The sequence below is a fragment of the Acinetobacter endophylla genome, assembly GCF_053543775.1.
The window spans coordinates 1-15,835 of the sequence record NZ_JBLVOM010000264.1; the positions used below are offsets into that span (position 1 = coordinate 1).

Here is a 15,835-nt window from a genome sequence, read left to right on the forward strand (position 1 = left end):
TTGACTCGGATTTGTTCTGCATTGAGTGGACTTGTATTGACCCAATCTAGGATTTTCGCCTGATAGTCTGAGATCAATGTATTGGGCCGACCTGAGCGATGACCTTCTTTAATCGATTCAAACTCATACAATTCCCAACGTCGGCGTTGTAGCCTTATGGTTTCTGGGATACGTTCTTGTAGAGTGGCAACTTCCGCAACACTTTTACCTTCAGAAAGCCAGAGAATAGTTTGGGCACGTTGTCTTTCACGCCAATGTTTTGCATGCTTGGCCAGAAAAATGAGTCGTTCTCGCTGTTCTAAACTAAGTGGTACAGAAACAATTCGAGGCATGTGTGAACATCTGTTAACTAAAAAAACTTTTTCGCATGATTAGTTATTTTTGTCAACTTATGAGGTATTCACATTAAAATAAATTTAAATTAACTTAACAAACTCTTTATCAAATGATATTCGGGAGATGGTCTTTCAGGTTTTAATATCTATAAAATTTGATTGTGAAATAGACTTAGATACTTTATTTTTATTCCACTGCGAAAAACTTTCAAGATAAAAAAGTAGTTTATAACTTATTCTACTTCCCTATTTTTACAAAATACGCTCGCCGTCATTCCAGATTTAGTCAAACTTTGATCCTGCCGCTCAAGAAAATTTCTGGCAATCATAGACATCGTAGGTGCCATATTCAGACTGCTGTTTTCTTCGGACACCTTTTGAATATCCTGATAGGCTTTCAGTCGTTTGCAGAAAGCCTGACGTTGAGTTTGTGCATCTGCCTTTTGATCATCTTCATCTAAAATGTATTTGGTTTCATTCACGATTTTAGTCTGTGCTGAAATAAACTCATCATAGGCACTTTGTGAAAGCCGCTGTGCGAAGACCACGCTACTCAGTCCTAATAATAATCCAGCACAAATGAAAGATGATTTTTTTAGCATTTAAATTTCTTCTTTCCAGACATCTTCATAATCATCGGCATCAATCATGAAACGAAAACCTGTTTCCAGAGCCAGATACGGTAAAACTTCTGGTGCGATGTCCTGTAATTCACGTACTGTCATGGTTTCAAAAGCCTCTTCACTTGAAGGCTCTCCGCCATAAATGTACCAGCTGATATTTTCATCAGTTTCAGGCTTTTTACGGATGCCGACAATCGGATCCTGTTTTAAGGTATGTACGGCCACCGCAACAACATCATCCCCCGTGACTTCAACATAAGCCGAGCCTACTTCTTCACAAAGTAGCTTTTGCTCTGCGATCAGTTCTTGTAACGGTGACAGGTTTTGCGTGTTTTTCGACATTCGGTCTTACTCATCATTCATTAGCGCGCTATTTTAACTTAATTTTAATGAAGCTGATTGGGATTTCGTCGAGATCTAAAAAATATCTGCCCTTAAACCGTGTTAAGCGCAGATATGGATCTCAGCTTATTGGAAGACTTTAAAGCGCTCTTCATCCGCCAGATAATCTTTGGCACGTGGCTCGCCTTCTATCGAACCAAAGACCAACTGTGCACGCAACTTCCAGTTCGATGGAATGTCCCATTCCGCATGTACCTGTTCATCCACGATCGGATTGTAGTGCTGCAATGATGCGCCCAGACCTTCTGTATGCAATGCTGTCCACGTTGCAAATTGCGCGATCGCAGTCGAATGCTCTGCCCAGATTGGAAAGTTATCAGCATAAGATGGGAATTGTTCCTGTAAGCCTTCTATAACTGTTTGATCTTCAAAAAATAAAACAGTGCCTAGCCCTGCCGCAAAACTTGCCATTTTTGCTGTGGTTCTTGCAGCGCTTTCTTCATCTTTGGCATAGCTTTTTAATTTATCTGCGACGAAGCCCCAGAACTTTTCATGTTCCGAATTGAATAAAATGACGGCGCGTGAAGACTGAGAATTGAAAGAAGATGGGCTCTGCTTAATTGCAGTCTGAATCAAATCAGTTAGATGTTCAGGAGATTGTTCAACATTCTTGGCAATGGCATAAATAGTACGGCGTTTAGTAATTAAATCTAAAAACTGATTCGACATTTTTGAAAATCCTGGGATATATCTTCGGGAAAATTTGAACCTTCAGTTATTTTTATGAAGGATAGCTAATCAATGGAGCTTTTGCTTTAACGTGAGATAAAGCCTATATACCTTAAAAAATAATGGACTCAATTACTAGGCTATTTAATTGATATTTTTATATATTTTTTAGCTAAAAATGATCATTTTCATCTATTTTTTGAACAATCGTTAAAACTGCTGCCCTATGATAGAGCCTGATGTTAAACTATGGTTCAACATGCGCTATTATTGATCAAAATTTTAAGAATAAAGATGTTCAACCCCCAAATTCAATCTTGCTTAGGCTATTCTAAGGAATAGCACATCATGAAATAAATCTCATATTGCAGATAAAATTAATCCCCCAAAATTGGAGGATTAATTTTATAAATAAAAGCTAAAAAAACCAGTTTAAAACTTCGCGTTCAACACCTGAGCAGATACTTTAGTCTTCCACAACTCACGTAAAATCGGTAAATAGAATTTCTCACCGAGCTCAACCAGCTCTGCATCAATCAGAGCATGCATCTCATGCATAAACAGATAATCCAGTTCAACTGTAGTCAGTTTAGTCTGCTGCTTTTGATAGTCTTTGCGTTTCTGTTGGGCTTGTTTAACCAGACGATCCGCAAATGCTTTATCTTTAAACTGGGTAATCGCTTTCAAACGCAGTTCGATAATACCCCATCCGGTTAAGAACATCTGGAAGGTCTCAAAATCTTCGCTGGTCGATTCCCAAGACATTTCTTCCAGATTTTCATTATCCGGGAGTACAGGTAAAAGAAGTTCCATCACACTCGGGAAAATCTTTTTGAAATTCAAAATAAATTTAACAGGATGCTCACCTGGATAATCCTTGAATTGCACCTTTCTTTGAACATCTGTTAAATAAATATCAAGCATAAAACAATCATCAGTGGTTAATCTCATCTAGCACTATTGTACGCAACTCTGCCTGAGATAAAAACCACTGCTGACTATTCCATGATAAAACAGGCGGAAAGATTGAAAATAAAAGCGCTGCAGCCCTTATTTGGCATTCGGTGAGACCATCTGTTCAGGACGCACTACTTCATCAAACTGTTCAGCAGTGACTAAACCCAGTTCAACAGCCACCTGTTTTAAGGTTTTTCCTTCCTTATAGGCTGTTTTGGCAACCTTGGCTGCATTCTCATAACCAATCACCGGATTCAATGCTGTGACCAGCATTAAAGAATCATGCAGGAAATGTTCAATTTTCTCATGATTCGGCTCAATGCCTACGGCGCAATGATCATTAAAACTGTTACACGCATCGCCTAAAAGCTGGATGGATTGCAGCAGGTTATAGGCAATGACCGGCATAAACACATTCAGCTCAAAATTCCCTGATGCACCTGCCACGTTAATGGTGGTGTCATTGCCGAGAACTTGCGCCACGACCATGGTCATCGCTTCACTTTGCGTCGGGTTCACCTTACCCGGCATGATGCTAGAACCCGGTTCATTTTCAGGTATACGCAATTCACCAAAACCACAACGTGGCCCGCTGGCCAGCCAACGAATATCATTGGCAATCTTATTCAGACTAACCGCTAAAGTCTTTAATGCACCAGACGCGAATACCGCAGCATCACGGCCTGCCAACGCTTCAAATTTGTTTGGCGCAGTCACAAATGGCAATCCAGTTGACTGTCCCAGAACTTTAGCAGACTGAACAGCATAATCAGGATGAGCATTTAGACCGGTACCAACCGCTGTACCGCCTAATGGCAATTCATATAAGCCAACTAAGGCCTGTTCTAGACGAAGAAGTCCATGATCAAGTTGAGAGACATAACCGCTGAATTCCTGCCCCAAGGTTAAAGGCGTAGCATCTTGTAGGTGTGTCCGGCCAATTTTTACAATATCGGCAAAATCCTGAGATTTGGCATATAAAGTATCGCGTAAACGTGTGACAGCCGGAATTAACAGTTCATTGATCTGCAAACTCGCAGCCACATGAATCGCAGTCGGAAATGAATCATTGGTAGATTGGGCACGATTGACATGATCATTCGGATGAACCGGTTTTTGTGCCCCTAAATGATTGCCCAGTTTCTGGTTGGCAATATTGGCAATCACCTCATTACAGTTCATATTGCTTTGCGTACCTGAACCGGTTTGCCAGACCACCAGTGGAAATTGACTGTCCCATTTCCCGCTGATGACTTCATCTGCCGCATCTACAATGTAGCGTGACAGTTCTTGGGAAATCTGGTTCAGCTCGGCATTGGTCAAGGCCGCAGCTTTTTTGACGAGTCCCATGGCACGAATCATTGGACGTGGCAAACGCTCATTGCCAATTTTGAAATTTTGCAAGCTACGCTGAGTCTGAGCGCCCCATAAAGCCTCGCTCGGTACAGCCACTTCTCCCATCGTGTCATGTTCAATACGTGTTTGCATGTTCAACCTCAATTCTTCTTGCCTGTTACGGATCTTAGGAATTTCTATATCAATGATTTAATCTATTTATTTAAAGTAATCGATTACAACAACCATGTAAATGATAATTATTATCAAATATAAGCTAAATACTCTTACTTACTGCCCTCTGAGCATATTCTGATAAAACAACCATTCATCCTCAAGCATCTTTCTGAGTGAACGCTGAGGTTGCCAATGTAGGATATTTCGCACTTTTCCAATGTTCGCCCCCAATTGATCCATTTCCGCATGTGGGTATGGCAGAGCATCCATGGTTTTGATTGCAGACTGAGTCACTTCAGCCAGTTGATCTAGCAAATCCTGTATGGAAATCAATTCACCGGCAATATTAAAGGCTTCACATTTTAATTCCTGCTGTTGTGATAGCCATTGCAAGGACTTGATCACGGCATCACAACAGTCTGCGACATGCAGAAAACTGCGTTCTACTGTGCCATCCGCAGTATGGGCCTGACGGCGTAATTCCAGATATTCACGTTGCTGTGCAGCGACCTGCATCGCCAAAGGCAAAATATTTTTCGGTAAAGGTGGCACCGCTTCCCCCAGCACACCGTGTTCAAAGGCGCCGGCGATATTGGACAGACGTAGGATCGCAATCCGCCATTCATTATCAGTTTTGGCAGTATCCCGGATAATTTCCTCAACCATTTGTTGCGATTTGATATAGGGATTCGGATAAGTGAAGTTAAAAGGCAGATCTTCGCTTAAGTCTGCACCAGATTGTCCATATACCGCCAGACTGGATAAATGTACCAGATGACGCACGCCGGTACGCTGCATGGCACGCATGAGACTCATAATACAGCTAACATTATCATTATAATATTCAAGTGGTTTTAATACTGATTCTTCCAGTGATTTAAAACTTGCGGTATGCACCACAGCCTGAATCGAATGCTGCTCAAAGACTTTGTTCAATGCTGGCGTATTGCGAATATCAATTTTGATAAAAGGTACATACATACCAGAAATAAATTCGAGGCGCTCCAGAGTCTGTAAGTTAGCATTGGCCAAATTATCGACCACAATGACCTCTAGTCCTTGTGCTAACAGACTTAAAGCAATATGTGAGCCTAAAAATCCTAATCCACCCGTCACTAAAATCATTTATACTACCTACTTTCTGATGAAGCCAAGATCAATCTGTTGCTATTGATCAAGCCTGTAGTGAATTTCGATGAGCACCTTAATTCTTGTTACCTCCGCACCGACTTCCATTTATGCCTGGCATGCCCTGGGTTTGGCTCAGGCCTTGCAAGATAAACAGGAAGCATTCCGTGTATTCTTCTATCAGGACGGCGTATCGGTCGCAAATGCATTGCAATGGGTACCCGACGATCAACGTCATCTTACACATGCATGGCAAGCGCTACAGATTCGCCTCCCGGTCTGTGTAAGTGCAGCATTGGCACGTGGAATTACAGATCTGGACAATGCTCGACGTCACAATATTCAGCAGCATAATCTGGCAGATGCCTTTGAATTGGTCGGTTTAGGTGAACTTGCCGATGCTGTTCAGTCCTCACAACGTCTCATTCAATTCTAGATGTTTCATTTTTTAGAATGTGTTGCTTTTCCAAGGAATCTTGTGTGAAATCTGTACTTGTTATATTAACCCAAGCCAATCTGACCAGTCTGCAGGTGCATGAAAGCCTATCGGCTACCATGGTCCTGGCAACGTTTGGCGCAGAAGTTAAAGTCCTGCTACAAAGTGCTGCCCTCAGTTTGCTGCATTCAGACCTGCAATTTGACCAGGTGCATCATGCATTCAAACTGGCATCAAATATGGTCGACAGTTTCGAGTTTTATGATCTCACTCCGATTCTGATTGAGAAAAAAAACCAGCATTCCTCATTTGTGGCACAGAGCGAACAAGAAATCGAATTTATTGAGCTTAATTCTGAATTTATTCAAAGCTTTGATCATGTGATGTATTGGTAAGGAACAAGGATATAAAAATGTCAAATCACACACTTTATCTGATCCAATCCAGCTATTCGGCAACAGCGCAGATCCTAGAGCAACTGGCTCAAACTTATACAATGGGTGATCAGGTCGTGCTGATGGGTGAAGCGGTTTTGCTGCTAGAGCATTCATTTCTTCAAAGCTTGCCGAAAATTCACATACTGAAAAATGATGCGGAGTTATTAGTACAGCCTTTGCCTGATCAGATAAAGCTTTTGAATTATGCGGATTTTGCAGATCTTTGCCTCGAGTTTAATCGCTGCATTTCAATGAAATAATAAATGAGTTAGATATGAATTTAGAATTGGATCAAGATGGCCATCTGGTTGACTATACCATCTGGAATGAAGAAGTCGCTCAAGTGCTGGCCGATAGTCTGGAACTGAGCTTAACTCCTTGGCATTTTGAAATTCTGCAAGCGGTACGTCAGTTCTATCAGCAGTTTGGTCATTCACCAGCAACACGACCACTGATTAAATTTTTAATGAAAACTGTCAGTGCCGATATCAATAATGCCATGCTTCAAGAAAAGTTTAATACTGGTCTGGTGGCCCGTCACTTAAGCCGTTTGGCTGGTGTACCCAAGCCTGCAAATTGTTTATAAAGATACTTAGCTTTCTATAGTGTGTATTTAAAGGCCCAGATCATTTTTTGGGCTTTTTTTTATGAGAGCAATTTTCAGACTGAGAATAATGAAAGATACAGCTGGATCTAATTCGTCAAGTTCGAGTTTGTTCTAATACTCGCAACGCCCGATGCAATTCATGATCCATTTCAGGCAGAACTTTAATCAGAAACTCAATTTGTGCTTTCGCTTCGGCCTTGCTCACCAGTTGGGCCTCTACCAGTTTTTGCTGCTGACTGATCAACAAACTGACTTGTTGAGGATTTGGTCGTTGTCCCTCACTTAAAGCGTTAATGATCTGAGTAAAGTCCAGATATAACTGTTCTTGTTGCTTTGATAATTCGCTTTGCTTTGCAACCGTATCGTTCTGTTTCTTCTTCGTAGTTTGACTATTCTCAGGAGAGTTAACAGATATATAGCTTGCCGATTTTTCAACTGGCAGGACCGGATCAGAATGGGTCTGATCAGTAAAATTCGTCCGATAGATTTCTTGTCGTACCTGATAACCAATACCCACTAAAGTCCCAAACAAGAGCAATCCGATCATTACATAGAACAGAATTGTTTTATCATTCATTTTTATGTCCTCAGCTCAACAAAGACAACCTTTATCAAAAAGCTGTCTTTTTCACTAATCGACGATTGACTACGGCGTTGACCAGTCTGCTGGTGCATAACCAATCCGAACGCGTTGTGGATGATTTCCTACCGGTACACTCAGCACTTTATTGCCTGTGGCAAAATCAATCACTGTGACTACATCTGTTTCACTTTCTGAAATTACACAGCTACGACCATCCGGGCTTCGCGTTGCCCAATAAGGTTTATCTGCAGAAATCAGTTTCCCGGCTGTCAGTGTTTTGCGATCTACAATCGTAGCGTAGTTATCCATGGTACCGGCGACACAGAGCTTTTCACCATCAGCACTGATTGATAGGCCATGATGACGCGAATCATTCACCCATTTTGTCCGGTCTTTCGGAATACTGTCACTGCCAGGCAGCTGTCCGATCCGGCTAATCTTGTTCTGATTCAGATCGTACTCAATCAGCCCATTAAAAAATGAAACCTGGGCATACAGTTTGGTTTCATCCTTACTAAATACCATTGGTCGTACTGAGTTGGACAAATCTTTTCGACCAAATGCATCCAATGCAGGCCTGAAATCGATTTTTCTTACCACCTGATGCGTATTGGCATCTGCGATAGTGATAAAACGCTTACCTTTAGTAAAGTCTTGCCACTGTGCATCCATCGAGGTTTCAACATTGCCGATGGCAGAGTTCAGGATCTTGTTGCCGCCATCGAAGTAAATGTTTTCATGCGGTTTATCGCCAGTGCTGAAACGGCCTAACTCTTTACCGGTATGGATATCCAATACATGCACCACATTTCCTGAAGATGCAGATACGGCGACTCGTTGCCCATCTGGTGATACCGCCATATGGTCAGCACGGAAGCCTTCTACAGGCGTCCGCCAGTTAATCTTGCCGGTTTTGATATTAATTGATACCACATCGGCGAAACTTGGGCGTGATGCAACGACTGACTATCCATCTGGTGTCGAGTACATATCATCCACCAGCTGGTCATTGCCTTCACCGGCTGTGGCCTGAATATAAGTATAAGCAATCAGTTTGATTGGATTCAGGTGAATTTCTTTAAGGCGCTCTTTACGATCAGGAATCATGTTAATGACGCCAATTTTGCCAAAATCACCCGATGGACGAATCACGGTTACCGTGCCATCCCAATTATTTCCGACAAAGAAAACCTGCTGTGAATTGGCAGGTACAGCTGAAGGCGCAGAAGCGGCCTGTACACTTGGCAACGCAGATAGCATCGCCATCGCAGATAATGTCAGACAGAACCGTGGCCATTTTTTATTTTGAATTTTCATCCATTATGCTCTGCATAATAATTTATATTTTTGTTTTCATTCCTTGTTGTGTACACAGCCAGGCTGTGTTTAACTTATCTAATATACAAACGTATAAAATGATTTACTGTTATTTCCGACCAAAAAATATGCAGCTATTTTAAATTTATTACTTCAGGTTCTATGAATTTAGGTGATCATCGTACTTCGATCTTATGTATCCAGTACATCGACAAACTGTGCATTGAGCACATTGGCAAGATCAGCTGGTTTTATTCCGATATCCAAGCCTCTTTTACCGCCACTGACATAGATCGTATTCAACTGTTCTGCGCTGGCATCAATCACCGTTTTTAATCGTTTCTTTTGACCAATGGGACTGATTCCGCCGACCAGATAACCGGTCAAGCGTTCTGCATGTTTAGGATCTGCCATCTGGAGTTTTTTGCATCCTACGGCCTGCGCTACTTTTTTCAGATTTAACTGATGATGTACCGGCAATATGGCAACAAAATACTGTTTATCATCCGTGACTAATAAAGTTTTAAAGACTTCTTCCACCGAAAGCCCTAATTTTTCAGCAGCTTCTAACCCGAAACTTTTGGCATTGGCATCATGTTCATATTCATGAATGCTGTATTCGATTTTATTGGCTTTTAATAGTTTGCATGCAGGTGTCATAGAAAGTCTTGTTTGAGAGGAATCGCATGATTATATAAAGATTAGCTCAAGAAGTTAATTTAGATGCGGTGAGTTTAGAGAAATTTTGCTTTAAGCCCGTATTCCGCTTCAATCAGATCTATTTGGTTCAATCTTTACGCTCTTCAATACTTTTAAACTCTTCTGCAAAGATGATGACGAGCAAAATATCAACAAATGTATGTGTTTTTGCCACTATCTAAGCGTTAGGCGATTAATGGCTTCACTATGTAGAAGGCTTGAAGATGAACACATTCGTCATTTCATGCGTCTATAAATACGAGGCATATAAGTCGAGCGTTTTATCTTAAACCCGCTGAGATTTAACCTTTATCTCCGGAAGAAGAAATAGATTCTTGTACAGTGTCTGTCATGAATACTTGAATTGAAAATGATGTAATTAATTCCAATATATTGGAAGAATAGACCTAGGAAAATCCAAGTACAATAAGAGAAAATATCATTAACATATTGTCTTATCTTATATTTTTAAATTTTCATCAAGTTTTGAGAAACGGTCGATAGCTTATATATAAAGAGGATCATCAGCACAACTCTAAAGTCAGAATGTAAAGAGTTTTCTATGCTATAGAAGTCGAACATTGCAGTAAAATCAGCCAGACAACTCTTGTTCAAAACTAAAAATATCACTAAAAGGAAGAATTTAGCGTTAACATGAAGATACAGTTACATAAAGGATATTAACTGTTTTTGCCAATTGGGTTTACAATGAAAATAATCTGAATACCCAGCGAATTGTAATTTTTTAACATTGCCAAATCTCTGCAAAGTTTTCATTATAGCGCCACTGTTTGCTATATGCTTTCTACGTTAATTCAAAGAAATTATAAATAGTAATGTAGAAAATCATGCAATAATAAGCAGAGTTTGCAGACATCTTGCAAACAAACCCCGATACTTTTTAATTGGAGCATGCTGGATGAGTTCGACCATTTTGGTTATTCATGGACCGAATTTAAACTTGCTTGGGAAGCGCGAACCGGAAGTTTATGGTCACCTTAGTCTTGACGATATTAACCAGCAACTGATTACTCAGGCTCAAAAGGCCACATTACAACTCGAAACGTTCCAAAGCAACTGGGAAGGTGCCATTGTTGACCGAATTCATCAAGCTCAGCAAGACGGCGTTCAATATATCATTATTAATCCGGCAGCATTGACTCATACCTCTGTTGCGGTTCGCGATGCCCTTCTTGGCGTTGCCATTCCTTTCATTGAAGTCCATCTGTCTAATGTGCATGCACGTGAGGCATTCCGACATCATTCGTACTTGTCCGATAAAGCCATCGGCGTGATTTGTGGTCTAGGTGCAAAAGGCTATGCTGCTGCCCTCGACTATATCATTGAAAAAATACAACCTTCTACACAATCTTAATTAGGAATACTGTCTCATGGATATCCGTAAAATCAAGAAACTCATCGACTTGATGATTGAATCTGACTTACAGGCGATCGAAGTTAAAGAAGGCGATCAGTCGATTGCATTAACTCGTCGTAATCCAGTGGTTGCAGCAGCTGTTCCTGCTATGCCTGCACCAGCAGCCGAAGCGCCAGCAGCAAAATCTCCTCGTGGCGCAGTTGAAACTTCACCAATGGTCGGCGTGTTCTATGCAGCACCAAGCCCAGGTGAACCGACATTTGTTAAAGTTGGCCAGACCGTTTCTGCAGGCGATACGCTGGGTATTATCGAGGCAATGAAAATCATGAACCCGATTGAAGCTACTCAAAGCGGTGTGATTGAAGAAATTCTGGTGAAAAATGGTGAAGTGATTCAATTCGGTCAACCACTTTTCCGCTACCGCGCTTAATCACCCCGGGGATTTATAATGTTGCAAAAAGTTTTAATTGCAAACCGTGGTGAAATTGCGTTACGCATCACCCGTGCTTGCAGAACTTTAGGGATCAAAACTGTAGGTGTCTATTCTGACGCAGACAAGGACCTGATGCACTTACGTTTCTGTGATGAAGCAGTATGTATCGGCCCTGGTGCGAGCAGTGACAGCTACTTGAATATTCCTGCGATTATTACAGCTGCTGAAATTACCGGCGCAGATGCAATCCATCCTGGTTATGGATTCCTCGCTGAAAATGCAGAATTTGCAGAAATCGTAGAAAATTCTGGTTTTATCTTTATTGGTCCGCGTCCGGAACATATTCGTTTAATGGGAAACAAGGTTTCTGCCATTATTGCCATGAAAAAAGCTGGTGTACCAACAGTACCGGGCTGCGACCATGCCGTAACGATTCACAATGCCATGGCTGAAGCCAAAGAGATCGGTTTTCCACTGATTGTAAAAGCTGCTTCTGGCGGTGGTGGTCGTGGTATGCGTATCGTAGAAAATGTCGATACCCTGCTGGAATCTGTTCAGGCTGCACAGCGTGATGCAGAAATGTGGTTCGGTGATGATACGGTCTATATGGAACGTTTTCTGCAAAAGCCACGTCACGTCGAAGTGCAAGTACTTGCTGATGGTAATGGTCATGCGATTCATCTGTATGATCGTGACTGTTCACTACAGCGTCGCCATCAAAAAGTACTGGAAGAAGCACCAGCACCGAACTTACCAGAGCAAGCACGTGCTGATATTCTAGAAGCCTGTGTCAATGCCTGTAAATTGATGCAATATCGTGGTGCAGGTACATTCGAATTCCTGTTTGAAGATGATGAGTTCTTCTTCATTGAAATGAATACGCGTGTTCAGGTTGAGCATCCGGTAACTGAAATGGTCACGGGTATCGATATTATCGAACAGCAATTGCGTATTGCTGGCGGCTTAGGTCTGGATATTCAGCAAGAAGATGTCAAGGTTTTAGGACATGCGATTGAATGCCGTATTAACGCAGAAGATCCATCAACCTTCTTGCCTTCACCCGGCAAGATTGAGAGCTTCTATGCACCAGGCGGCGCAGGTATCCGCTTAGACTCGCACATCTACCCAGGCTATAGCATTCCGCCGTATTATGACTCGATGATTGCCAAACTGATTTCGCATGGTAAGGATCGTGAGACGTCTATTTCTCGAATGAGAAATGCTTTGGAAGAAATGATTTTGACTGGCGTTAAAACCAATATTCCTTTGCATAAAGATTTAATCCTTCAGGATAAAAACTTCTGCAAACAGGCAATGGATATTCATTACCTAGAGAAGCATTTGTTAAAGCAGCTTGAAGGTGCTGAAGACAAAGCTTAAATCAAAGCTCATAAAAAAAACCGCTGTCATTCAGCGGTTTTTTTATTGTTTGCAATTTAAGGCAATACGCGTCTGAGCACAGCAAAACATTGTTCGGCTTTTTCATTGGCGCAGAAGTTAATGGTATAAGGGTTTTGCCATTTCACAAAATATTGCGAAATTTCACCAGACTGATCCACCTGATTGCCTGAACAGTCTTTTTCATTATTGTCATATTTTACTTGCAGAATCAGCGCTGGAATCTGCTGCGAAGGATCCTGTGCCGGCTGATAGTCATATAGCCCCGACGTCCACTCATCGCCACTTTTAATCACCACATTATTATTGCCTTTAAAATTATAATATTCGATACATTTTTTATTATTCGGGATTTCCATTCCCCACAATCCGACAATTTCCGGACGGGTTTTCACAGTAAATGTATTTGGGATTTCAGCAGCTTTAGCAGGAGCATTCGCTGGTTTTTTATTTTCTGTCGCCATTAGCCAAGGTGAGCTCATGAGTAAGATAAGGCTAAGACATATTTTTTTCATATTTACCGACATCTTGTTAACAATTGATTCTAAATTATCATATTTTTTGGGATCGTGTCCCGCTCTAACGCAATTTCAATACAGAGTCAGAAATTATTTATCACATTGTTTAAAAACATGGATTTCCTTTCTGACTTTTTTTGTATATATTTCGTATATAAGAATCTTAATAGTTCGCATTAATAACAGATTAATCAAACAATAAAATTATATTTTGGGTCAAACTTAGTTGCTGAACAAAGTGATCATTCACACTTAAAAATTTGAATAGGATTTTAAATTTGCAATTAGCTCGAATAACAGAACAACAATTAAATCATGAAACCTATGCTTATTTTGTCATTGTTTTCGCTGTTTTAGTCTGTTGTTTTATTGGGATCGCAACCAGACCAATTGAGTATCTGGCCTTATTGTGGCCGGCCAATGCTGCCTTGTTAGCCCTGTTCTTACGCTTTCCACATTTAAATAATATGGGAGGTTGGCTTGGTGCATTCAGCGCTTTTATGTTTGCAGATCTGATCACCGGGAACAGCCTATTACAAAGCCTGTTTCTTACCTTGTCTAATCTGATCAGCACTATTGTCTCGATATTTTTTATTCGATATTTCAAGATTAATTACAAATACTATAATACTGGTTATACATTCGTTCATTTATTTGGCATCTTCGCTTTTGCAGGCTGTCTGGCCAGTGCGGCTTTTGCAGTTCTCACCTTGCCAAATCTACCCAATTCATTCATGACCAAAGAGAATTTATGGATTGATTTTGGTCTGTGGTGGACCGGTGAAATGGTGAATTATATTGTGTTTCTCCCTTTAATCTTGGCATTCCCAAGAATAAAAGACATGCAGTATCTATTTAAAAACCGTCGTCAAAAACGTAATTACTTCAGCTATTTTTTACCTGCATCTTCAGTCGTGGCCTGTGTCATCATTACCAATATTTTTGCAGGCCCCGGCGCAATGCTCTACCCTCTGGCTGCACTGATCTGGGCTGCGTTGACCTATCGCCTGTTTAGCATGACACTGATTAATGCGTTTGTGACTATTTTAACCTATTACAGCCTGACGCGGTTTTATGCCACAACGCATGACACCTTGGCAGATTCTACGATTTATATTTCGCTCCGGATCGGGCTGTTTATGCTGGCCTTATCGCCGCTTATTCTTTGTATTATTAGTCAAAACCGCAATGAGCTGTTTAAACGGGTCTTGTATCTGGCCAATCACGACAGTCTGACCCGCACCATGAACCGTCATTTTTTCTTTCAGAAAGGTGAATATTTACTGCAATATGCCAACAGAATGGAATTTTCGGTCATCATGCTGGATATTGATCATTTCAAACGTCTGAACGATGATTTTGGCCATCATGTCGGTGACAAGGTGCTGCAACATTTTGCGGAAATCATTCGCTGCAATTTACGTGCTGAAGATCTGTTTGCACGAATTGGTGGGGAAGAATTTGTGCTGTTACTCTGGAATACCGAACCATCAGAAGCACGTCTTATTGCAGAACGGATTCGTGATCTGGTGGAAAAAACCCCTATTTATCAATCAGATGGCTCGCCCCTGTATATTACCGTGAGTGTGGGCATCACTCATCAAAATGAACCGCAGGCCCAAGACCTGCAAAACCTGATCAATATTGCAGATCAAGCCTTGTATCAGGCCAAACATCGTGGGCGAAATCAGGTGGTGCTTGCATCTTGAGCCTAAATGATCTACAACCTTGAAGCAGCAACACTAGGGAATGGCAATGAAATTTGAAGAATATCTGCAATATGACGGTTTAGGACTGGCTGATCTGGTCGCCAATAAACAAGTACATTCAAGTGAACTTTTATCTGCTGCACTAGAGCGTAGCTCAATTGCCAATCCCGAGCTAAATGCAATTATTATTCCGATGCATGAGCATGCATTGAAACGGAGCCAGCAAAATCTGTCCGGACCTTTTGCCGGTGTGCCTTTTCTGGTTAAAGACCTGTTTCAGGAATATGCCGGTTATCCAACTTCTTATGGTTGTCAGGGCTTAAAACGGATTGGTTATATCGCCGAGACCAATGCCGAGATTGTCAATCGCTGGGAAAAAGCCGGGATTGTGACTTTTGGACGTACCAATACTCCTGAATTTGGGATTAAAGGTATTACTGAACCAGATGCTTGGGGCAGCTGTAAAAATCCGTGGAATTTACAGCATAATAGCGGCGGCTCGTCCGGTGGTTCCGCTTCTGCCGTGGCTGCCGGAATTGTACCAATTGCGGGTGCTGGTGATGGTGGCGGCTCGATACGTATCCCCGCTTCCTATTGCGGCCTGTTTGGCCTGAAACCGAGTCGTGGCCGCACGCCTTGGGGACCACAAATGAGTGAAGCCATGCATGGCGCCGCGATTCAGCATGTACTGACC

Annotated in this window: 19 protein-coding genes and 1 pseudogene; 9 read left to right on the forward strand and 11 right to left on the reverse strand. The window is 41.5% G+C overall.

The features are described from left to right. The 7 genes from ACNPNW_RS15490 to ACNPNW_RS15520 all read right to left on the reverse strand — a co-directional run. Positions 1 to 332: COG3415 family protein (locus ACNPNW_RS15490; RefSeq protein WP_448767056.1), on the reverse strand; the 332-nt coding region annotated here is incomplete at its 3' end. A 236-nt stretch (positions 333 to 568) separates the two neighbouring features. Next, entirely contained in the window at positions 569 to 937 is a 369-nt protein-coding gene (locus tag ACNPNW_RS15495; RefSeq protein WP_420937264.1) for a hypothetical protein, read from the reverse strand. Beyond that, positions 938 to 1,300, reverse strand: a complete 363-nt coding sequence (locus ACNPNW_RS15500; RefSeq protein ID WP_005107027.1) for an immunity protein Imm33 domain-containing protein — start codon at positions 1,298 to 1,300, stop codon at positions 938 to 940. 126 nt (positions 1,301 to 1,426) lie between these two features. Beyond that, complete coding sequence (locus ACNPNW_RS15505; protein WP_005107029.1) at positions 1,427 to 2,029, reverse strand: nitroreductase family protein; 603 nt, start codon at positions 2,027 to 2,029, stop codon at positions 1,427 to 1,429. A 432-nt stretch (positions 2,030 to 2,461) separates the two neighbouring features. After that, complete coding sequence (locus ACNPNW_RS15510; protein ID WP_253101335.1) at positions 2,462 to 2,953, reverse strand: hypothetical protein; 492 nt, start codon at positions 2,951 to 2,953, stop codon at positions 2,462 to 2,464. Positions 2,954 to 3,079: 126 nt separating this feature from the next. After that, the gene (fumC, locus tag ACNPNW_RS15515) at positions 3,080 to 4,474 is read right to left on the reverse strand and encodes a class II fumarate hydratase (protein ID WP_420937263.1); all 1,395 of its coding nucleotides are present in this window, start codon (positions 4,472 to 4,474) and stop codon (positions 3,080 to 3,082) included. A 138-nt stretch (positions 4,475 to 4,612) separates the two neighbouring features. Next, positions 4,613 to 5,623, reverse strand: coding sequence for an NAD-dependent epimerase/dehydratase family protein (locus ACNPNW_RS15520; protein WP_005107032.1), 1,011 nt, complete (start codon positions 5,621 to 5,623; stop codon positions 4,613 to 4,615). A gap of 70 nt (positions 5,624 to 5,693) precedes the next feature. On the opposite strand from ACNPNW_RS15520, the gene tusD reads away from it, so the two are divergent. From tusD to ACNPNW_RS15540, 4 genes are read left to right on the forward strand one after another with little or no spacing between them, the layout of a single operon-like run. Continuing rightward, the gene (gene tusD / locus ACNPNW_RS15525; RefSeq protein WP_004280211.1) at positions 5,694 to 6,062 is read left to right on the forward strand and encodes a sulfurtransferase complex subunit TusD; all 369 of its coding nucleotides are present in this window, start codon (positions 5,694 to 5,696) and stop codon (positions 6,060 to 6,062) included. Between the two features lie 44 nt (positions 6,063 to 6,106). Next, entirely contained in the window at positions 6,107 to 6,457 is a 351-nt protein-coding gene (locus tag ACNPNW_RS15530; RefSeq protein WP_004280210.1) for a hypothetical protein, read from the forward strand. Positions 6,458 to 6,474: 17 nt separating this feature from the next. Continuing rightward, the gene (locus ACNPNW_RS15535; RefSeq protein ID WP_004646886.1) at positions 6,475 to 6,759 is read left to right on the forward strand and encodes a DsrH/TusB family sulfur metabolism protein; all 285 of its coding nucleotides are present in this window, start codon (positions 6,475 to 6,477) and stop codon (positions 6,757 to 6,759) included. 14 nt (positions 6,760 to 6,773) lie between these two features. Beyond that, on the forward strand, positions 6,774 to 7,085 hold the full coding sequence (locus ACNPNW_RS15540; protein WP_004280207.1) for a TusE/DsrC/DsvC family sulfur relay protein: 312 nt from the start codon (positions 6,774 to 6,776) through the stop codon (positions 7,083 to 7,085). 115 nt (positions 7,086 to 7,200) lie between these two features. Here ACNPNW_RS15540 and ACNPNW_RS15545 read toward each other — a convergent pair whose 3' ends face one another. From ACNPNW_RS15545 to ybaK, 3 genes and pseudogenes are all read right to left on the reverse strand, one after another. Next, complete coding sequence (locus ACNPNW_RS15545) at positions 7,201 to 7,683, reverse strand: hypothetical protein (protein WP_004280206.1); 483 nt, start codon at positions 7,681 to 7,683, stop codon at positions 7,201 to 7,203. Between the two features lie 69 nt (positions 7,684 to 7,752). Beyond that, a pseudogene (locus ACNPNW_RS15550) lies at positions 7,753 to 9,006 on the reverse strand (YncE family protein). Between the two features lie 192 nt (positions 9,007 to 9,198). Continuing rightward, positions 9,199 to 9,666: a Cys-tRNA(Pro) deacylase gene (gene ybaK / locus ACNPNW_RS15555; RefSeq protein WP_420937262.1), complete on the reverse strand. Its 468-nt coding sequence runs from the start codon at positions 9,664 to 9,666 to the stop codon at positions 9,199 to 9,201. A 958-nt stretch (positions 9,667 to 10,624) separates the two neighbouring features. On the opposite strand from ybaK, the gene aroQ reads away from it, so the two are divergent. From aroQ to accC, 3 genes are read left to right on the forward strand one after another with little or no spacing between them, the layout of a single operon-like run. Beyond that, complete coding sequence (gene aroQ, locus ACNPNW_RS15560; RefSeq protein WP_004280201.1) at positions 10,625 to 11,080, forward strand: type II 3-dehydroquinate dehydratase; 456 nt, start codon at positions 10,625 to 10,627, stop codon at positions 11,078 to 11,080. A gap of 16 nt (positions 11,081 to 11,096) precedes the next feature. Then, positions 11,097 to 11,513, forward strand: a complete 417-nt coding sequence (accB, locus tag ACNPNW_RS15565; RefSeq protein WP_005107117.1) for an acetyl-CoA carboxylase biotin carboxyl carrier protein — start codon at positions 11,097 to 11,099, stop codon at positions 11,511 to 11,513. An 18-nt stretch (positions 11,514 to 11,531) separates the two neighbouring features. Further along, on the forward strand, positions 11,532 to 12,896 hold the full coding sequence (gene accC, locus ACNPNW_RS15570; RefSeq protein ID WP_004280198.1) for an acetyl-CoA carboxylase biotin carboxylase subunit: 1,365 nt from the start codon (positions 11,532 to 11,534) through the stop codon (positions 12,894 to 12,896). 56 nt (positions 12,897 to 12,952) lie between these two features. On the opposite strand, the gene ACNPNW_RS15575 is transcribed toward accC, so the two are convergent. Next, complete coding sequence (locus ACNPNW_RS15575) at positions 12,953 to 13,396, reverse strand: hypothetical protein (protein ID WP_005100815.1); 444 nt, start codon at positions 13,394 to 13,396, stop codon at positions 12,953 to 12,955. Between the two features lie 314 nt (positions 13,397 to 13,710). On the opposite strand from ACNPNW_RS15575, the gene ACNPNW_RS15580 reads away from it, so the two are divergent. Both ACNPNW_RS15580 and ACNPNW_RS15585 read left to right on the forward strand, forming a co-directional pair. After that, entirely contained in the window at positions 13,711 to 15,141 is a 1,431-nt protein-coding gene (locus ACNPNW_RS15580) for a sensor domain-containing diguanylate cyclase (RefSeq protein WP_253114340.1), read from the forward strand. Positions 15,142 to 15,187: 46 nt separating this feature from the next. Next, positions 15,188 to 15,835, forward strand: a 648-nt coding sequence (locus ACNPNW_RS15585) for an amidase (protein WP_448767133.1), incomplete at its 3' end; no start/stop codon positions are given.